Origin of the sequence: Paenibacillus tengchongensis (genome assembly GCF_008973665.1) — a bacterium.
Lineage (GTDB): Bacteria > Bacillota > Bacilli > Paenibacillales > Paenibacillaceae > Paenibacillus_AQ > Paenibacillus_AQ tengchongensis.
Genome location: NZ_WACP01000006.1, coordinates 28,796 through 49,289 on the forward strand (window position 1 = coordinate 28,796; position 20,494 = coordinate 49,289).

Consider the following 20,494-nt stretch of genomic DNA (forward strand, 5'->3'; position numbering starts at 1 on the left):
CTCCATATTGTGTTAGTAGTACGATTGTGCTATCCGGTTCCTGTAAATGAAGTAGAGCTTAGGCACCCTGACGGACAGCCTTCGCTGTCTCCGACTGGGCGGCAGGCGCCGCCGTCTCTTCGTCCAGCCACCAATGATCCTCGCCCAACAGCTCGGCTGCTGCTGCAGGACCGTTTGACCCGGCGGCATATGGATGCAGCGGCAATGTGCCGGCCTCTGTTGCCTCGATTATAGGCTGAACCCACTGCCAAGACAACTCTACCTCATCCCAATGTGCAAAAAAGGTCGCATCTCCGAGCATAGCGTCATAGATCAGATTCTCGTACGCCTCGGGCAGATCCGGATTACCGGATTCGTGGCGGATGCTCACCGGTTCCAGCTCCCCGTGCCGCCGCGGGTCCTTCGTGTTCAGCTGCAGTGACAGACCTTCCTCCGGACCAATGTTAATCACAAGCAGGTTGGGCTCAAGCGAAATTTTGTGCTTATTATGAATGTCGCTCAGCGGTTCCTTAAATTCGATCACAATCCGCGTGGACTTCTCTTTCAGCCGTTTGCCGGTGCGGATATAGAACGGTACGCCGCTCCACAGCGGGTCATCAATAAACAGACGGGCGGCAATATAAGTCTCGTTCTGCGAAGCAGCGGGAATCCCCGGCTCGGAGAGATAACCCGGGACGGGCTTGCCCTTCAGCTCACCGGCCGCATATTGGCCGCGCACGATATTCTGTGCAAGCTCATCTTCCAGCAGCGGACGGACCGAGGAGATCACATGCCGTTTCTTGCTGCGCACATCCTCGGGCGTGCTGTCTTTGGGCAGCTGCATCGCCATCATCATCAGCAGCTGCAGCATATGATTCTGGAACATGTCGCGCAGCGCGCCGGACTTGTCATAATAGCCGGCACGTTCTTCTACGCCGACCGTTTCAGCGGCGGTAATCTGAACGTTCGAGATATAGCGGTTCTGCCACAGCGCCCGCAGCACCGGATTCGAATATTTCAGCACTTCCAGATTCTGCACCATCGGCTTGCCGAGGAAATGGTCAATACGGAAGATTTCCTCTTCACGGAATGCCTGGCTGAGATTGTCATTCAGCTCACGTGCCGACTGCAGATCACGGCCGAACGGCTTCTCGATGATCAGCCGTTTCCAGCCCTCCGTATCGCCGAGCCCGCTGGCCTGAATATTGGAGGCAATCGGTCCGAAGAATTCCGGGCCCACGGACAGATAGAACATCCGGTTCTGCGGAAGCCCCAGTTCCCGTTCGCGGCGCAGGACATGCTCCAGCAGCTTGCGGTAATCCTCGGGACGGCCGACATCAAGCACACTGTATTCAAAGGCAAGCAAAAAACGTTGCAGCTCCGGCGAATCCGCCGGCGGCCGCCGCGAAAAGGTGCGCAGCGAGTCCAGCACCTGTGCCTGGAAGGTTTCATTCGTCAATGCTCTTCTGCCCAAACCGATGACGGAAAGAGGACCGGAAAGCTTGCCATCTGCGAACAAATTATAAAGCGCCGGGAAAATTTTGCGTTTTGCCAAATCTCCGGTTGCGCCGAACAGTACAAAGGTCGATGATTCCACTTTCATTCCTCCCGTTATTATACATTATTTATATGGTTACTTTAAATTACTCGCAAACTTTTACATCACCCATCATACGACTGTAAATTCCTTTCGTCAATATCATTTCGACAGTTACAAAAAGTTATTATTTTCACGTTCTTTATACTATGTTATAGTTAGTAGACTATTTAAAATAACTATTCAAGGAGGGGGTCAGCATGACTTCCGACGTCCAGCCCCTCTTGTCCAAAGTGGAGCATGTCCATCATCTCATCGGCAAGAAATGGGTTAATCTGATCATTCACGTCTTGCTGGAGGAGCCGAAACGGTTCAGCGAGCTGCATGCCATCATTCCGGAAATCAGTAAGCGGATGCTTAATGAGCGTCTGAAGGAGCTGGAAGAATGCGGCCTCATCAGCCGCGCAGTCATCCCCGACCGTCCAGTGCGTACGGAATACTCACTGACCGGCAAAGGCCGGGAGCTCGGCGAAGCGCTTGGCTTTGTGGAGCAGTGGGCTATGAAATGGCTATAAATGCCCCCACAAAGTGATTCCCCGCCATGTTCATACAGTCATCTCGGTCCGCAAGGACCGAATAATCGTAGCTTCCGCTAAAATAAAGGCACTACTGTCCGTACACAATCCAAACTTCATCCGGCCGATCTCAAGGAACAGATTTGACCTCCATACTACACGACCTGCGGCATGGCACTGCCATAGAACAAAATGAACAGAGCAGCGATCCTCCGGTCAACGGAGAAAAGCTGCTCTGCTTATTTTTCCATACTTATTCACGGTTCAGCCTAACTTTGATGCTGCGGCCGCGGTTTACTCCCCGGCGGCTTGCGCCGCTTCATACTCTGCGAGCACTTCCTGCGCCGTCCGCACATCGTTATACACCTTCACTTCATCCATCATCCCGGTAAACGGCGCATCCCAGTAATTAACACCAAGGCCGAACACCGCATTCTTGCCTGTAAAAATATCAGGGAATTTACTGCCGGAGAATTTCTCCACGCCGTTGATATAGACCTTTACATTCCCATTGTCCACTGTAAATGCCACATGCGTCCACTCGCCTGCGGGAATCCGCAGCCCGGTTACCGCGTCATACCAGGCCTCACCTGACCAGAGCATCGTCTGGGACTGCTCGTCATTATTATTTTGCGGGACGAGACTGATCCAGCTGTTGCCCGAGGCGGCTCCGAAGAAGGCTGTGGTGAAGCCCTGCAGCTTATCCGGCTTCAGCCACATGGATACGGAATACGTATGGCTGTCAATAAGCCCGTCGTCAAGGCGGATGCCCGAAGCTCCATCAAAGACTGCACCCTGCCCGGAAACCCCGTCGCCGTAAGTAATATTTCCTACCGTTGCGTTATTCAGCAGGTTACCGGTAATCCTTCCGTCCGCGGACATTCCCAGTGTATCCTGCAGATTGCCTTCAAAAGCAAAGTGGGCGACACTGCCGTTTGTCGTCACCTTATAGGAACGGGATACCCCGCTTCCGTCGGCTGCCTTGGCCGTAATAAGCGCTTCTCCTTCACTCACTGCCGTCACCGTTCCGGTAGCTGCATCCACTGCGGCCACCTCCGGTGCGCTTGAGCTCCACACCAGGCTGCGGTTACCGGCATTGGTCGGCAGGACGGAGACTTCCGGTGTAAAAGACTTGCCGACAGCCAGCGCTTTGCTGCTCTTGGCCAGCAGAATGTCGGTCACCTTCAGATTAGGATCCGGTGTGCCGTTTACCAGCCAGTCAATAACTTCCGGAGGCAGAGCTGTGTCATAGATACGTACAGAATCCATCCAGCCGGTGTACGGATTATCCCAATAATTCACACCCAGCGCGAACAGCGTCTCTTCACCGGAAAGCTTATCTTTAAAGCCGGTGCCGGTGAATTTCAATACACCGTTAATATAAAGATCGACTGTCCCTGCACGGTAGGTGAATGCCAGGTGGCTCCACTGTCCCGCTTTGATCTGCTGGTCAGCCGCCGCATCCTGGTAAGGCTCGCCGAACCACAGTCTTGTCGTGGCGGCAGAGTTGCCGTACGGCAATAGGCTCAGCCATTGGCTTGGCGACTGGCCGGCAAAGAACGCCGTCGTATACATTTCCAGCTTCTCCGGCTTCAGCCACAGGCTTACAGTATAAGAGTCATCGGTAATCAGATTGTCCGGAAGACGCACGCCGCCGCTTCCGTTGAAATACGCCGCCTGTCCGCTCTTGCCCTCGGCATAAGTGATTGCTCCCCCGGTATTGTTAATCCGGTTACCGGTGATTGCCGCTTCCGGCAGAAGACCCGCCGTATCGGCGAGATTTCCCTCGAAATCATACACGGCTACCAGATTTTCTTCCAGCGCACCGGTGCTGCTCATGGCTGGGACCGTTACCGCAAATTCCTTCGTAACCGTGGCTTCGCCTACCCGCACGGAAGCGGTCAACGTAACCGATGCATTGCCTGCTCCCGCCGCCGGCCGGTTCACCTGGCCGTTCACACCGACAACAGCTTCATCGGATGAAGTCCAGGTAATTACGGCATGATGCGCTCCGCTCGCCGGCAGAACCAGATTCCGGTACACACTTCCTGTATCTCCCAGCTCAATGGCGGCGGCTACATATTCCGCCTTCTGTTCGTCGCTCAACTGCTCCAGCGCGCTGCCCCAGACGGCAATGCCGAGGTCGGACATGGCAGTAAAGGTCATGGCCTGCTGTCCGCGCGTCGAATCCCACTGCTTCACGAATACTCCTTTGTACAGGCGCTGCACACCCTCCGCTTCATTGATAAGCAGGTGGGCGTAGTAATCCCCCTTCAGCTCCCAGGTACCGCTGACCGCCCCCGAGATGCTTCCGTCCTCGTTCAGGTTCACTTGCACAGTGGATTTCACCGTACCGGAGGTATCCTGACCGTGGTTGACGAACTGGTAAGGTCCGGCAAGTTCACCCGGCTGTACCGCTTCCAGACTTTCGCCGGTATACCGGTGCACTGCAATCACCGGCCAGGCGTCCTCATTCATGAACATTTGATGCACCCGTACCTGATGCGCTTCTCCTTGTGAAGGGAAGCGGGTGTGGAAGAAGTTAAAGAGCTTGCCGCTCTCCGGATCGATCTCCACGGAGTTGTGGCCCGGAGAGGCGTATCCGTAGGATTGGAATTCCGGGTCTCCGTTCAAATTGGTGAACAGGAAATTGCCCAGCAGCTTGTTGCCGATGGCCGAATGGTCAGCGTTCGTGGCCAACACACCGCTGTGGCCGGCGGCATCCAGATAGGGACCGTCCGGCTGCTCGGCGCGGAAGACGCGCATATTATAGCCGCCGTCGGAGGCAAGGCCGCCGTAGGTTACGTACATGTAGTAATAATCGGTTCCCGGATCATAGATGATATACGGACCTTCGCCGGAGCGGTGGAATCCGCCCGAGAGCTTCGTCCCGAAATAACGGTCGATGATGCGTCCGTCTTCAGTAGTGCCGTCTTCTCCCGGATAGACGGGATTGCCGGTTGCCGGATCGATCGGCAGGATAAAGATACCGCCCGACCAGGAGCCGTAAGTCATCCAGAGCTTGCCGTCCTTGTCGTAGAACAGCGTCGGGTCGATAGCATTGGTATAGACCATGTTGTTATAGGAACCGCCCGCATTAAACCAGGCGGGATTAGCTCCTTCAAGGATGCCGTCCTCTACCAGCTTGCTGATATTAGTGTTCGACCAGATTTTGTTGACGTTGCTCTTGTCATCCTTGGCCGCTTCCTTCGTAAAGCCCGAATAGATCACTGTATTTCCGTACGTATAGGGCCCTTCGATAGACTTAGACACGGCGAAGCCGATAGCCGAACGGATGTAGGTCGAGGAAGCACTGTAATACATCATGTAGGCGCCTTTGCTGCCGTCTTCGTTGACATATTCGGCATTCCAAAATACATCCGGAGCCCAGATGGAGAATCCGCCGCTGCTGTCGGCATCGTTCTCACCGGCCCAGGCAAAGGATCCGGCCAAATTGGCGGACAGGTCGCCGAAGATAGCATTGCCCGGTGTCGTATATCCGTTGGTGAACCGGGTCCAGTTCAGGAGATCAGCCGATTTGGCCGCTTCAATATGCGACCCGAATACATAATAATTGCCCTCCTGATCTCTGGCGACCGACGGGTCATGCACCGAGACATCGCTGAATACCGGGGCGGTCTCCTGCGGCACAGCCGTTGGAGAAGCTGAGGGCGCAGCTGTCGGTGCAGGTGTCGGGGTCGGCTCCGGAGTGCTGTTCGTTCCCCCGCCGCTTCCCGGATTGGCCGTTGGCGCCGGAGTTGCCGTAGCCGCAGGGTTCTCCCGTTTGATCAGCGCGGCGTATTTCTCGTCAGCCTTCACTTTGCCTTCACCCTGAAGACTGATCCCTTCGGTAGCCGTTACGATAAGATTTGCGATCTCTGCTCCGGCTTCCACCCGCAAAGAGCCTTTCTTGCCGAAGCTCACCTCACCTACGGTTCCTTTCGCCAGAATCACCTGCGGCTCACCTGCAGCCGACATTTCCAGCGTGTCAAAACTTCCGCTGAGCCGGATCACAGATTGCGCCGGCAGGGCCTGCCGGATGAATACGCTGCTGAATCCCGCTGCGGTCAAAGAAGCATCCTCTTCCAGATGGACACCGGAAAGCACCTGCACGGACGGCACCACGCTTGCACCCTTGGCCACTATGCGCAGCTTGCCGTTCTTCTTGGCTGCAACCAGCGAGGATGCCTGCGTGTTATTCAGAATGACGCTGCCGGCGCCTCCGCCGCTGGCGATAATCCGGCCGCCGACTTTGACATTGTCCAGCGTTACCTCGCCTTCGCCGATTCCTTCAGTCAAATACAGGTTCCCCGCGATGCTCGCGTTCCGCAGAACAACGCCCGCCGTGTTCACTACCAGATTCTTGGCGTTCAGGCCGTCATAGTCGCCGCCGTTCACCACAATCTCACCGGCAAGCCTGCCGATCATGCGCAGCGCTTCCGCGCGGGTAACCGGACGCGCGCCCTTAAAGCTGCCGTCCTCGTAGCCGCTTAAATATCCTTCGCCAAGCAGGGTGAGCACCGCATCCTTGCTCCAGGCCGGCAGCTGTGCGGCATCGGCGGGTGCGGCTGCGGAAGCTCCGGTCTCCAGGCCAAATTGCCGGAACAGCATGACTGCCGCTTCCTGACGGCTCACGGACTGGTCCGGCCGGAAAGTTCCGTCGTCGTATCCGGAGACATAACCGGCAGCTACAGCCTTGGCAATCTCACCATAAACCGCACTACCCTTAGCCACATCAGAGTATTGCAGCTCTGCAGCCGTCTGCAGCTTGAACACCCGGTTGATCAGGCTGACCCATTCCGCCCGGGTAATATCCTGGTTCGGCTTGAATATTCCGTTGCCGTATCCCGACAGCAGCCCTTTATCTACCCATGATTGAAAATCGCTTTGCGCCCAATGCCCGCTGTAATCCGCCGCCTGCTGCTGACCGGAAGCCCCAATATTTTTGTAATCGCTTACATTCGTGGATGCCGCCATAGCCGGAGCAGGGACGAGCAGCAGGAATGCAAGCAGTGAAGACGTTAGTTTTCCCGTCACTTTATTCATTATGATATGCCTCCGATTCTGCTGATTTAAAAGTTCTGTTCCATCCTGTATTCAGATGACAAACCTGCTGACTGGCGCATCACCTCCACTGAATCCATAAATATGAACCGTTTACATAAATCCATCAAAAAAACGTTCTGACCTCCTTTTAGTTTAAACTTCACTAAACTAAACACCGTGAGAACGCTTTCGATATGTCTATATTAATAGGTTTTGCAGGAAATAGTCAATTGGATTTTTACAAATTTATATAAATCTTTTTAGTTTTATGTATACCTTATACTAATTAAACTTTTACCGTCACTCACAGCATTAAAAAAAGCAGCTTCTCCGCTGTCCATTCGGAGAAACTGCTATGAAACTTCCCGGTCTATTCGCCGCTCTTAAACGTGTATGTCTGTTAGCTGTTCTTCTGCCCGCAACGTCGCTGTCTCCTCCAGCCACAGAATAGCCGTAACGCCGCGCGGATAATATTTGCTGCCGGTGATCTTGCCGGCGATAATCTGATCGCTCCAGCTCCAGACCGACAGCTCCGGATGGGTCAGCCACGCCACATGCGCCCGGTCCGCCGCCTGGCCTGTTTCGCCCCATTCCAGGCCGAGAATCTGTCTGGCGATGAATTGGCACAAATATATTTTGCTCAGCCAGCTGTTGTTGCTGGTGGACGAAATTTTCCACCCGCCGTCCGTAAACAGGCAGACGCCTTCTACAAGCACCGCCTTCAGGTGCCGGTCAAGCGCCGACAAATAGGCGGCGAACCGCCCGTCCGGCTGCAAGGCTTCCTTGCAGCCGGTAAAGTACGGAAAGATCAGTCCTTCAATGGCCGGGATGATCCTGGAGTCGTTGCCTTCACCGATTACAGCCGGAATATAACCGCCGTCCGTAACATGGGACACTATTGTAGCAGCACAGCGTTCGGCCTGCAGACCGGCCGTTTGCGCCGGCTCCTCAAGGCCGAACTCCTTGAATATTTTCTCCATTGCCAGGTAGGCGGCCCAGCATTTTCCGGCCAGATAAATATTGTTGCGCGCCTGGCCGAGCGATACGTCCAAGGAGTCATACGTGGTGATCTCCGCGCCGCCCATCGTCCGCGAGCTGTCCAGCCCCATTACCCCGTTGCGCTGCTGCGGGTCCGGATGGTCGCGGTTCACCATGCTGGTAAGACATTCTTCCAGCACCGGCAGGTTCCGCGCCATCCAGTCACGGTCACCGGTATGCTCCTGGTAGAGAGCAGCGGTAAGCACCCAGTTGACCAGCTGTTCATGGGTCATATGCGAAAAGCAGCCGTCGATGCCATACCGCTCATAGGAGGAGTAACCGGGACGCGAGACCGCGTTCGCCACCCCCATATCATGGGTGAAGCTGATGCCGCCTGGATATTCCTGCGCTTCGCCGGGAAAACGCACCGTATCCCTGTAGCTGAATCTGTCCACAAACATATCGAGCTCATTGCGAACGGTCCAGGGATTCATCCGCAGCTCATAAAACACCTGGTCCACCGTCAGATCGAAGGTATTCATCATCCGGTATTCGCCTTCATTAACGATCCAGAACGGCTTGCCCTCGTAATCCAGCAGCTCCGTAGAGCCGTAATAGCTGCGGATGGCATGGATCAGCATAAACTCCTGATCCGTACTGAGCCCCCGCCCTTCCAGCAGGCGGTCCGCCTCCAGCGCCCGGGCTTTCAGTTCATCGAACCGGCTCAGGGCATATTGCGCCACGGCTTCAATGTTGCGGAAATAGCGGTTGTAGTAATAAGCAGCGTCAATGCCTGTCGTCACATAGCCGCTGCGGTGGAAAGCCACCGCAAAGCGGAAGGTCTGCCGGACGCCTGCCGGCACATCCAGCACCATGGTCCCGATCCGCCCGAGGCCGAAGGTCCAGTTCTCTTCCAGCTCGGCAAGCAGGATATCCTCCAGCCGGAAATGCAGTGCAGAGCGTGCGGTTCCGGCTGCGGCGGCAATTGCCACAAACCGGCCTTGTCCTACACCGGTCAGCTCGGAAGAGACATCATCCAGACGCCGCATGGCGGTGTAGGGATCATTGCCCTGGAAGCCGAAAAAGGCCCGCCGCACACTATTACCTGCGGTATTATCCACTTCAAGCTCCACCAGCACCGCCGGCAGCAGTACGGCCTTCAGTTCATCCTCCGGGGCCTGCTCCGGGTCCGGCACAGCCCTGGCCGGCGAGTAAATCCGGAATGTCAAGTCCCCTGCAGTCCAGGTATCGCTGCCAAGCTTGAATTCACGGCGGATCTCTTCATCGGCAAAAGGATTCAGCACCCGCTTCACTTCCGGCCGGCTGCCGGAATTCTCGACATCATAGCGCTTGCTCTCATCGTTCCCGCTATGCTGATGGAACGGCAAAGTGTCGTAGCCGTTGCCGTCCCGCCGCTGCAAGCCGACAAAGATATTCTGCTGCGGCGGTCTGCCCGCTTCCAGGTCAAATCCTCCGCCTGCTCCCTTGAATCCTAAGGTGAAGCTGGCAAAAGCGCCAATCGGTGAATGATGGGCGTTATAGAATATATTATTGGGCATTTTGGTATTATACTCCCTCCGCTTATTTTCCCGGTTGTGCCGGGCTATATTCCCATGTTAGCTTCACTGCTGACAGCACAACAGGGCCAAAGATGCCGATTATTTGGGCAAATCAAACATCAGCGGAAGTATGCTATAATGATACATATTTCATTTAGAAAAAGAGGACTGCGCGTGAAAGCAAACCGCCCCGGAGAGATGCATTCCATTGACGGACGGATGTCTCCGGATCTCCAGACCGCCTTTCATATTTATTCCTCGCATTGGCGGAAGGTCAATGCCCGCTGGCAATATCCGGAGCACACGCATCCGAGCTTTGAGATCAATGTCGTGCTTCAGGGAAGCCAGCACATGGTTGTCAACGGGCGAAGCTATGTCCAGGAAAGCGGGGACATCCTGTTCATCCGCCCCGGCGTCACCCACTCCAGCCTTGGCACCAGGAACGGAGGCGAAATGACTTATTACTGCCTGCATTTCGACATTGACGATCTGGTGCTGCGGCGTGCGCTGCTGACGCTGGATGCCGTCAGCCTGGGCGGCGAAGCCCCTGAACTGGCGGCCATCCGCTCCGCGCTGGACAGCTTGATTGCCTCGGCCATTCTATCCGAGGCCGAGGGTGCCAAGCGCAGCCGCATGCAGACGCTGCAGGCCACGCTGGGCTTGTTCTCCGCCCTGTGCGGCTGGGCGCTCGCCGGGACGGCAGACGACCCGCGCATGGCCCGGCCGGGCGCGAGCGAGAATACCGTGGCGCTGGCAAGCGCTATTGAAGGACTCCTGCAGGAGTCCGTCTTTACCGCTGCAGCCACCGGCAGCAGAGGCGGCGGCATCGAGAGCATCGCCGCCAGGCTCGGCTACAGCACGAACCACTGCAACCGCGTGTTCCAGCAGATTTTCGGCATGTCTCCGCGGCAATACCTGTCCGACCTGATTATCCGCCATGCCAAGCTGCTCCTGCTCGACAACAGCCTGTCCGTGGAGACCATCGCGCTGCGGCTCGGCTACCGCGACGTCTCCCATTTCAGCAAGCAGTTCAAGCGCTGGACCGGAAGGCCGCCCATGGGCTTCCGCCGCCTGACCGCCGAACAGGAGACGGGCGGCACACGAGGCTAAAGGGTAACACAATGATTGAAAGTGACTCATTCAAGCCCGGGGAGGTATCATGCAAATTTACTCTTTTGACCCAGCTGCTGGTAAGTCCATTACCGCTTATGACTCCAAATTCATCATTTCACGTATCGTCCGTACGCCGGAACCCGCTTTTATCGGCTGCATGCATCTGGAAACGGATGGAGTGATCGGCCGTCACGCTGCGCCTGTTCCGCAGCTCTTGCTGATTGTCTCCGGCGAGGGGCAGGTTACCGGGAATGAAGGGATTACAGCATCCGTTTATCCCGGCGATGCCGTCTTCTGGGAACGGGATGAATGGCATGAAACCAGAACAACCGTCGGAATGACGGCCATTGTCATTGAGAGCGGCGCCTTAAATCCCGGGGATTTGATGCAGCTTAAGGTGAATGGGAAATAATCAATCCTTTGTCCCCATGATCACACTATCTATGGAGAGGCGGTTAATCCACTGATTTACGTCATTAAATTTATCTACAGCTTTATTTTGCCGCCGGGTATCTTTATTGTGCTGCTGCTCGGCATTGCCGGCTGGTTATGGCGCAGCAGCCGCCGTCCTGCGGTTGCACTGCTGACGGTAGCCCTGCTGCTCTATCTTTCCTCAATCAGCCTGGTCGCCGCCCCGCTGGTCGGCAGCCTGGAGCACCGCTATGAACAGCCGGTCCGCCCTGACGGCGATGTGATCGTCGTGCTCGGCGGCGGCGCCTCGTCCGGCACACCGGACCTGGACGGCCAAGGGAACCTGTACGGCTCGGCCGCCAACCGGCTGCTGACCGCCGCGCGCCTGTACCGTGAGAGCGGGCTGCCCATTCTCTTCTCGGGCGGCCAGGTGTTCAGCGACAGCGGAAATGAAGCCGATATTGCGAAGCGCCAGCTGATCGGCCTGGGCGTGCCGGCATCGGCCATTCTGGCCGAGAACCGCTCGCTCAACACCGAGCAGAACGCGCAGTATACCGCCGAGCTGATGGCTGCCGAAGGCTTCAGCCGCCCGGTGCTCGTCACCTCGGCCTTCCATATGCCGCGGGCGGTGAAGCAGTTCACGGACGCCGGACTGGCGCCCCAGGCCTACCCCACCGACTATCTCGACAGCCGGGGGACCGCCGTCTATCCGGGCAAATTCACCCCTTCCGGTGATGCGCTGTCGACCACCGCAACCGCGCTGAAGGAGTATCTGGGGCTGCTGGCAGCAGCCTTTTGAACACAACAATAACGGGCCGGAATCCGGCCCGCCATTTGAATAGGCCCGTGATTCCCGGTCCCCCCTATTTCAGCAATCCGCAAAAAGTCGCCCCGACCACCCCGGCCAGCTCCTCCGGCGCTACCTCCATCTGCAGCCCGATTTTACCGGCGCTGACAGCGATTCGTTCCTGAATCTCCGCGCTTTCATCAATGAATGTCGGATACAGCTTCTTCATCCCTACCGGTGAGCAGCCGCCCCGGACATAGCCGGTAAATTTCAGCAGGTCCTTCAGCGGCAGCATTTCAATCTTCTTCTCCCCTGCCGCTTTGGCCGCTTTCTTCAGATCCAGCTCCTCCGCGACAGGAATCACGAACACATACAGATTGGCCCCGCTGTGAGCGACAAGCGTCTTGAACACCGTCTCCGGCGGCAGGCCGATTTTGTCCGCTACTGCAGTTCCGTGAATCGCTCCGTCCTCATTGTCATAAGTATATATGGAAACTTCAATGCCTTTGGCCTCCAGCAGGCGCTGCGCATTCGTCTTGGCTGTCTGCATCCCTCTCCGTCCTCCCTGTACTCTCTGCCAGTATTTTCCGGCTGTTGTTTGATTTGTAATAGTATAATCCACAGGCTGTACGGCGGGCAACCTTGTTTTGACAATCAGGCGGAGCCATGCGATAATGGCTGAACCGCTTCGGAGGAGGAAATCCCTGTAAATTAAATTCATGGAGGTGCGGTAATGAACATTACAGAATCGTGGATATCCAAGGAGAACAGCAAGGTCAGGCCAAAGCTGCTGCAATACAATTTGGCGCAGGCCGCAGGTAAGTTGAGCGACAAGGTAGATACGGTAGAGCTTACGATGGCAGACGGGAGCGGTGAGATCAAGGCCGGGATCACGGCATCCATCTACTGGCGGCAGATGCATGTGGATTTTCTGTGGGTCGATGAATCGCTGCGCGGTCAACAGGTCGGCACGAAGCTGCTGGAGCAGGCCGAACAGTTGGCACGTAAGCACGGCTGCCGGTATATCCGGCTGGAGACGTTCAGCTTCCAGGCCCCCGATTTTTATCAGAAACTGGGGTTTACGATATTTGGTGTGCTGGACGATTCTCCCTACGACGGAGCCAAAGAGTATTATCTGAAAAAAGAACTGCGCTGATCCACCCTGCACCAGCCGCGTCATCATACATATAGACAACCCCCGCCGCTCCTGCCAGGAGTGCCGGGGGTTGTTCGGTTCAGCTCAGAGCCGCCGTCTGTATTCTCCGGGAGTAATGCCGAAATACGCCTTGAATTGTTTGCCGAAATGAGACAGGTTCTTGTAGCCCGCCTGCTCTGCCGCTTCGTAGATCTTCAGCTTCGGATCGGCCAGCAGCTGCTTCACCCGCTCCAGCCGCCGCCGGCTGACGTAGTCGGAGAAATAGATGCCGGTCTCCTCGTAGAAAATCTGCCCCAAATGATTGGGCGAGAACGAGAAATGCCTGGCCGCCTCACGCAACAGCAGCGTCTCCCCCAGACGGGCCTCGACATAGGCCTGCATTTCTTCTACCAGCCTGCGTTTTCTGCTGTGCCGCTTCTGCCGGAGGTGTTCCGACAGCTCGAACATCCGGCGCCGCAGCCAGGACTTCATCTCTCGGGTCGTCTCGAAATGATACAGAATATGCAGCTGCCTGCGGTCCAGCGACAACAGCACGAAGAAATCCTCATGCAAGGTATGCAGGTACGCATCCAGACGCTCGACAATATGCAGAAACAGCTGAAAGATATCCAGCTTGTTCCGGAGCCGGCCTACCGTGACGAACAGCTGCTCGATGCAATCATCCACCTCAACAAGCCGGTATGCGGCAATGGCCTGAAACAGCGCCTGCAAAATCTGGTCCAGATTGTCGGTCCTCTCCGCCATGGCCTCCGTGTCTGCAGTATAGGCAATCACCTTGCCTGTACCCAGGAACAGCTTCAGCTCCAGCGCCGCCTTGGCTTTGCGGAAGGAAATGTGCAGCTCCTCCAGCCTCGGCACGACGGGTCCGACGCCGATGGTAACTGATGACGAGGTGGCTTCAGCAGCCATCCCGATCAGCCGCTCCAGCCGCCCGCTGTCGTATTCCTCCTGCAGGATCAGAGCATATTCCAGCCGCCCGAGCCGGCAGGACTGCACCCGTTCTGCAGCACAATACCGCTCTACCGCCTCCTCGAGACGCCGTTCCAGCTGTGCCGGCGCCTCCTCCCCGCAGCTGTCCAGTTGCCGGAACAGCTCATCCGGGCTAAGCAGTGCGGCATAAAGCCGCGTTGAGTCCCAGGGCAGCCCGCTCCGCCGCAGCAGGGACACGGCTGTATCCGCCTCGCGGGAACCCTCCAGCAGCTGCACGAACAGCTCCCGCCGCAGCAGCGGCTCGGCATCCTCATAGTAGCGCTCCAGCTGCGAGCAGGCGCGTTCGCGGTCCAGCGACTGCTTCACCCCGCCGAGGGTGCGGGCCAGCTCATCTTCGCTGACCGGCTTAAGCAAATAACCGGAAGCATTCAGGGCAATCGCCTGCTGGGCCTGCCCGAAATCCCCGTTGCCGCTAATAAAAACGACCCTCAGGCCAGGCTGCAGCTCCATGGCCTGGCGGGCAAGCTCTATTCCGGATACGGGCTGCATGTTGATATCCGTAATCATTATATCCACGCTTTCCGCTCTCAGCACTTCCAGCGCTTCATCGCCGCCGTCTGCGCAGGCAATTACCGATAGCCCCAGCGCTTCCCACTCCAGCAGGGTGTCCAGACGCCTCAGATCGTACAGCTCATCGTCCACCAGCAGCATATGATACATCCCTATCCCATCCTTCAAAGCGATGTAGGAACTGGCGCGTCGGATACAAGAAGAGAAAAGGCTGCATGTAATTCTATATTTTATTTATTATAGTAATAAAAGGATGTCCCTTTATTCAGTATACTCTACGGCCGCCTGCTGCAACTACCTTTATTTCATAATGGCCAATACAAGCCGAAGCCGGTTTCGGCAGAGGGGGTCAGGAGCCGCCGGGCAGCTTGACGGCTTTGACATCGTCTATAAAGAGCGTGCCGCTTCCCTGCGTGCCGCTGCCTTGGGCGATATAGAAGGCGAATTCCTTGATGGAGCCGGGATCAATAATACCGTTGCCGCCGCTCGACCAGCCCGGGCGCACAAAAGCGCTGAACGGAAGCGTAACCTGAACGGGCACGGTCCCCTGGAGCCGCAGGCTGGCCTCCCAGACCTCGCCGTTCGTCTCATGGAATTGCACGGCGAGCTGCCGGTTCGACCCGTCCGGGGTCAGCCAGAACGAGATCGCTTCCATGCCGGGCCATTCTTTGCCCATGGAACGGTAGAAGCCGGCATACCCGGGATTGCCTACGGTATAATCGAGTTTAAGGCTGTACGCGCCTTCACTTACATGGTACGTATCCAGCGTAACGGTACCGGCATTGCCGGAGACATTGCGCTGCCACTTGGCGCGCAGGCTGCCGTTTGAACCGCCGTACCCTTCAAAGTCGTCAATCAAATAGCTGTCCTGCGGCGGCGGCACATACGGTCCGTTGCCGGTCTCACCGTTGTTTATGGCACGGGGATGACTGTAGACGGCCTGGATGGCGCTGAGCGAATTTTTGTCGGTCAAATAATTGGACCAGGTCATAAAGTACGCATAGCGCGGCTGTTTCTCCCGCAGCATCTCCATATCCGGCAGCTCGCCGTTCTCTCCGACTGCGATAACGCGTCCTCCGCTTAGTTTATTCAGCTTGTTGTAGTAGGAATCGCGGAAATCGTTGTTGTAGATATCCATGGCCAGCACATCCACCTCATCATGCCCGGGGTAATACGGCTGCGAGTCGTAGGCCCAGGAGCTTTCGGCATTCGGGCTCCACACCCAGAGCAGATTATTCAGGCCATGTTCATTGGTGAACCGGTCATACATATTGTGCCACAGCTGGCGGAACAGCTCCGGCCGGGCGCCCCACCAGAAGAACTCGGCGTTCATCTCATGATAAGGCCGCCACAGCACCGGAATTCCGGCATCCCGCAGCTGCGCCAAATATCCTGCCACTTCGTCCACCTGCGCTAACCATGCGGCGTAGAGTGCGGTGCCGGGCGTGACAATATCCGCCATCTGCGCAGGCGTAACATCGCCCGTAACGCTTTCCCAGCCGGAAGTCGCCGGGTCTGACGGGCGGATCTGATGATAGGTCAGGGTGACCATCGCACCCGCCTGGCCCTGCGCGATGGCCTCGTCGATCATGCCCTGCCGCAGCGCCGCCATGTCCCCTCCGATATAATAGGCAAAATCCGAGCCCCACAGCGACGGATAATAGCCCGTCAATTCTGCAGCGGTATCGTACCACTCACCCGGTGCTTCATAATAATTATGCTGGCCGGTGTAGACGGCATGGCCGACGGTCGCGTACAGGCGGTCCAGCAGCGCTGCCGCTGCCGCGCTGGCATTCGGATTCACAGGCTCCATAGTGCCGGTGGCGGCCGTTGCAGCGGCCGGAGCCGAGATGGCTGTGCCTTCGCTCACCGCCCTGAGCTCAAGCTCATAGGCCGTTTCGGGAACCAGCCCCTCCAGCTTATAGCTGTAAGCTGTCTGGCCTGCAACGTAGGGAACCGTGAGCGTACTCCACCCGCTTGCGGAGACCGGCTTGTAGCTTAGTTTGTATTCCCGGACACCGAACGGACCGTCCGCGGCCTGCCATTCCAAATCCGCCGACACCCCGTCGACACCGGTTGCGGTGAACCCGGCGGGAACCTCCGGAGCGAGATCTCCGGGCAGGGCCGGCAGCCTGCCGACGAATACCTCGTCAAGCATCAGCTCCGCAGCCCCGTTATTCTCGGCCCGAAGTGTCATCGAGACCGCATCAGTTCCGGCCTTTATGAGCTGCCGCGAGCGGCTCCAGACCGCTGATGGCGCAGCAGCCAGCGGATAAACCGTTTCTGCGCTGCCGCTGTAAACCGCAAGGCTAACCGTTGGCGCTTGCGGCGCCGCCGCGTCCGAACGGCTCCAGAACGATACCAGGTAAGCTCCTCCTTCATCTGCCTCCATTTCTTCTGTGCGGATGGCTGCGCCTCCTCCGGACAGCTGCAGCGCGTACTGCCCGCCATAGGTGTCATAGGTCGCCGTTTGGACCGTACCGGCCACCGTAACCCAAGGCGCAATACCGCCGGCCTCAAAGTCCCCGTTCAGCACCAGATTGTTTCCCGGCGTTGCTTCCAGCCCCATCACCGCCTCCGAAGTGTTGCCTGCCGTATCCTTGGCACGCAGCATCACCGCGTATACGGAATAAGGCTGCAACTGATCCAGCGTATACGTATAATGCGTCACCGTTTCCTGGTGGGGAACGGAAATGGTGCTCCAGCCGGGTACATCGCTTTTTTTGTAGGATAGCTCGTAGGATTGTACTGCCATATCATCGGTAGATCCCGCCCAGGTTAACGTAAGCGACTCCGGTTCGGCCGTTGCCTGCCAGGCGCCCGGAGCAGTAGGCCGTTCAATGTCGACATTCTCCCGGATCACGGCGTCGTCGATATAATAATCCTTGGCTGTGCCGTTCCAGAACGAGAGCCGGACATACGAGACGCCGGGCGCGGGCGTGTACAGCAGCTGACGGTATTCCCAGCTGGTAGAACCCGAGAAGGTCAGCCGTTCCTTGCCCTGCTGCGACCCGAAATAATCCATATCCACCGCAGCCGAGGTCACACCGGTTGCGGCGAATTTGACCCACAACCCGACGCGGTACGTCTTGCCGGGCGTCACCGGAACCGCAGCCGATGCACCTCCCGTATTCCGTTTTACCAGCAGGCTCTTAGCCCCGCTGTGCTTCTCCGCAATGGACACTGCAGGGCTTCCCCACTTCTCCCAGCCCGCATCTCCCGCTTCAAAGCCGGGGTTGCCGAGCAGATTCTCACCCGCTGCCCGGGAGAGGGCGGGCGACCAAAATATCGATGCCGCAAACAGAGCGATGGCCAGCAAACTGTGGAACCAGATCTTGCCTGTTCGTGCAGCCACTTCAATCAGGCCTCCATTTGATAATAGCCGGTTGGAATTCGATGCGCACATCGTCCGGCACCTCAAATGTAAGCGTTTTCTTATTTTGCGGCAAGAACTCCCGTCAACGAAAAGCTTGCTTTAGCAATGATCTTTTTTAACAGAAAGACTCCATGCAAATTCATGGAGCCTTGTCTATGGTCAAATACCCGATATTCGGTTTAAACCAAGCATTTCTATCCGTATGCCAAACTGAAGTTATCCCGCTGCACCGGAGCGTCCCCGCTCCTTTAGTCCCGGGGATAATTCACCGCCATAATATCCATAAACGGCACCTTGGTAATCGCTTCATCCTTGCCGACATGCACCTTGCCCGTACGCGGGTCCATGCCTACAATCGTCCCCCGTACCGGTTCTTCCATTCCCCAAACTGTGAGCAGCACTTCGGAGGCTTCATGCATCGCTTCCGTCAGCTGATTGCCGATTTCCTCCAGTACAAACTCGTCTCTTGTCGGCCGTTTGGCCACTTTCGCTTTTGCCACGCTATTCCTCCAGTAGTTGTCCTCTCCAGGGATTAAGCCCACCTGCACGCTTATCATTCCATTATACCATGGGCAGGCATATCATCAACCTTAAGGTGCGCAGAAGAAACAGTAATCCGGAAGCGTCAGACCGTGTAATCGTCAAAAGAAATAAGGCTTCCGTTCACATAGGCCTCCGTTTCCCCTGTCCCGGCAATGCGCAGGGTCAGCCGCTCGTTCCACCAGTTGCGGTATTCCGCTTCCGGTTCATCGTCTGCCGCAAAGACAGGCGCGCGCTGCGACATCACCTCGGCAAATTGATCCAGACTGTGGATTCCCCGCTTTGCGGCAAGCGCTGAGCTTAAGGCTTCCACCGCCACGCCTCCGGCACCGGCGGGCAGGATTACCCCGAGATAAGCGGCATATTCGCGTAACTCGTAAGACTCTGGAAGAAACACGGCAACGTATACACTGCCGATCCTGCCGAACATAGCGCCGGGTTTCTGCAGCCATTCGCCGTGCGGCAGAACGCCGGACGCCGCAGTTTTATTATCCCGGGGAACCGGAAACAGCCCCAACACCGTATTTTGATGATACAGGACTTCCATGGATTCACTCTGGTGTCTCGGGTCCCCCTCCCGGTACCCTGCTCCCGGATGGAAAAAGTACAGCTGGTTCCCGAGTCCGTCACCCCTCACCGGAAAGGAAAGGCTCCAGCGGAGCTGCTCATTATCGAACTCTTCCTGCCTTTCCCACATGCCTCCTGCGGCAAAATCCTTGGTAATATAAGCATAGGAATGAAGCGGCTGCTCCGGTGCGGACGAACCGGCTGGCACCTTGTGTACCAGCTTCTTGATTTCCACAGGCGCCCGCCGGTTCAGTGCGGTCCGCCGGGCCGCTTCCGGCGCTTCATAGAACAGCAGACCGGCATACTCCGTACGCGGCAGCGCGGCAGGCAGTTCGAAATCGCCGAATTGGATGTAGTCGTGCAGAACATTGCCGTCTGCCGGCATATCATGCGGCCAGCCCCTGGAATGTGCGCCCACCCAGGCTCCGCGCAGATACCACTCTGCCCGCACCTGCCAAAGCTCATCCAGAATAACGGCCAGCAGCTGTGAAATCTCGGTCTCCTCCTCCAGTTCCCAGGCGCAGGTAAAGGCCTGCACCCAGTGCCAGAACCAGGGGAGCGCGCCATATTCCGGCATCCCCTGGCTGCGCAGATGCTTGAGCGTAGTGATCAGGCTCCGCTTGCCGTCCTCCCGCAGCTCTTCATCATTGAACCGTTTACCGAAAATCAGCTTGGCGGCCGTAGACTTAGCCTCATGATGGTTGAACGCCTCAACCGGCCGGCGGAAGAATCCGCTCCGGTACACATGGCCAATCGCCGTGTGGAAAGCCACTCTCAGACCAGCTCCCAGGTGCGACCCATATTTTGCGCAGAACCATACCATTAGGCTGCCCATCAGCTCTGCGGGAAGGGCATGCGGACTGGCTGCGCGCGGCACCGGACTCAGGTTCAGCGGCCAATGCCCGTACAGACTGGTGCCGGGCACCCTGTTCTGCAGCAGCACCGTCTCCAGCAGCACCGCCTCTGCCTTGCGCTTGGCGTCTTCGCGGCCAAACGGGACATCAAGCGAAGCATCCGCCGCTGCCGCCAGCAGGTATGAAGCATAATAGAAGTTATTTCGCACATCATCATGGAACCATAATCCGCCCGGCAGCAGCTCCCGGCTCTGGGCGGCAACCGCGATCTTTAATATAATCTCCTGTCTGCGTTCCCGCGGCGTACGGCTAAGCGACTCTTCCAACGCGGTTCACTCTCCCCTTGCTACTGTATATTTGTTCGGCTACGCCCTTTATTTTGCGCTGTTTTAGTTCATATGGCAATCGTATAATCTCATAAATGAACTAAATTAAACGAACTAAAAAAGATTACCTCTTGCCAAATGAACCAATATGGATTAAATTGAACCTATACGAACAACATTTTGCTTCGCA

At 56.9% G+C, this 20,494-nt stretch carries 13 protein-coding genes; 5 read left to right on the top strand and 8 right to left on the bottom strand.

Features of this window, described 5'->3' with window-relative positions; all coding sequences use genetic code 11:
• Nucleotides 1-58: 58 nt before the first annotated feature.
• Entirely contained in the window at nt 59-1,576 is a 1,518-nt protein-coding gene (gene zwf / locus F1381_RS11625; RefSeq protein WP_151735026.1) for a glucose-6-phosphate dehydrogenase, read from the bottom strand.
• Nucleotides 1,577-1,776: 200 nt separating this feature from the next.
• Between zwf and F1381_RS11630 the strand changes: the two genes are divergently transcribed.
• Complete coding sequence (locus F1381_RS11630; RefSeq protein ID WP_151735027.1) at nt 1,777-2,091, top strand: winged helix-turn-helix transcriptional regulator; 315 nt, start codon at nt 1,777-1,779, stop codon at nt 2,089-2,091.
• Between the two features lie 294 nt (nt 2,092-2,385).
• Here the strand turns inward: F1381_RS11630 and F1381_RS11635 are convergent, their stop codons facing one another.
• Both F1381_RS11635 and F1381_RS11640 read right to left on the bottom strand, forming a co-directional pair.
• Nucleotides 2,386-7,137, bottom strand: coding sequence for a LamG-like jellyroll fold domain-containing protein (locus F1381_RS11635; RefSeq protein ID WP_151735028.1), 4,752 nt, complete (start codon nt 7,135-7,137; stop codon nt 2,386-2,388).
• Between the two features lie 383 nt (nt 7,138-7,520).
• Nucleotides 7,521-9,674 carry a glycoside hydrolase family 52 protein gene (locus F1381_RS11640; protein WP_151735029.1) on the bottom strand — a complete coding sequence of 718 codons (2,154 nt, stop codon included), beginning with the start codon at nt 9,672-9,674 and terminating at the stop codon, nt 7,521-7,523.
• Nucleotides 9,675-9,848: 174 nt separating this feature from the next.
• On the opposite strand from F1381_RS11640, the gene F1381_RS11645 reads away from it, so the two are divergent.
• The 3 genes from F1381_RS11645 to F1381_RS11655 are packed head-to-tail and all read left to right on the top strand — an operon-like array spanning nt 9,849 to nt 11,997.
• Nucleotides 9,849-10,784 carry an AraC family transcriptional regulator gene (locus F1381_RS11645; protein ID WP_187355303.1) on the top strand — a complete coding sequence of 312 codons (936 nt, stop codon included), beginning with the start codon at nt 9,849-9,851 and terminating at the stop codon, nt 10,782-10,784.
• Between the two features lie 49 nt (nt 10,785-10,833).
• On the top strand, nt 10,834-11,199 hold the full coding sequence (locus F1381_RS11650; RefSeq protein WP_151735031.1) for a cupin domain-containing protein: 366 nt from the start codon (nt 10,834-10,836) through the stop codon (nt 11,197-11,199).
• A gap of 51 nt (nt 11,200-11,250) precedes the next feature.
• Nucleotides 11,251-11,997 carry a YdcF family protein gene (locus F1381_RS11655; protein ID WP_151735032.1) on the top strand — a complete coding sequence of 249 codons (747 nt, stop codon included), beginning with the start codon at nt 11,251-11,253 and terminating at the stop codon, nt 11,995-11,997.
• Nucleotides 11,998-12,061: 64 nt separating this feature from the next.
• Here F1381_RS11655 and ybaK read toward each other — a convergent pair whose 3' ends face one another.
• Nucleotides 12,062-12,535, bottom strand: a complete 474-nt coding sequence (ybaK, locus tag F1381_RS11660) for a Cys-tRNA(Pro) deacylase (protein ID WP_151735033.1) — start codon at nt 12,533-12,535, stop codon at nt 12,062-12,064.
• A 183-nt stretch (nt 12,536-12,718) separates the two neighbouring features.
• Here ybaK and F1381_RS11665 point away from each other — a divergent pair, with 183 nt between their 5' ends.
• Nucleotides 12,719-13,141, top strand: a complete 423-nt coding sequence (locus F1381_RS11665) for a GNAT family N-acetyltransferase (protein ID WP_151735034.1) — start codon at nt 12,719-12,721, stop codon at nt 13,139-13,141.
• Between the two features lie 84 nt (nt 13,142-13,225).
• On the opposite strand, the gene F1381_RS11670 is transcribed toward F1381_RS11665, so the two are convergent.
• The 4 genes from F1381_RS11670 to F1381_RS11685 form a co-directional block, all read right to left on the bottom strand.
• The gene (locus F1381_RS11670; RefSeq protein WP_151735035.1) at nt 13,226-14,791 is read right to left on the bottom strand and encodes a helix-turn-helix domain-containing protein; all 1,566 of its coding nucleotides are present in this window, start codon (nt 14,789-14,791) and stop codon (nt 13,226-13,228) included.
• A 199-nt stretch (nt 14,792-14,990) separates the two neighbouring features.
• Nucleotides 14,991-17,996, bottom strand: coding sequence for a glycosyl hydrolase (locus F1381_RS11675; RefSeq protein WP_187355304.1), 3,006 nt, complete (start codon nt 17,994-17,996; stop codon nt 14,991-14,993).
• Nucleotides 17,997-18,265: 269 nt separating this feature from the next.
• Nucleotides 18,266-18,517: a YolD-like family protein gene (locus F1381_RS11680; protein ID WP_151735037.1), complete on the bottom strand. Its 252-nt coding sequence runs from the start codon at nt 18,515-18,517 to the stop codon at nt 18,266-18,268.
• A gap of 125 nt (nt 18,518-18,642) precedes the next feature.
• Nucleotides 18,643-20,304 (bottom strand): hypothetical protein, encoded by a 1,662-nt coding sequence (locus F1381_RS11685; protein ID WP_151735038.1) that lies wholly within the window; start codon nt 20,302-20,304, stop codon nt 18,643-18,645.
• Between the last annotated feature and the right edge of the window lie 190 nt (nt 20,305-20,494).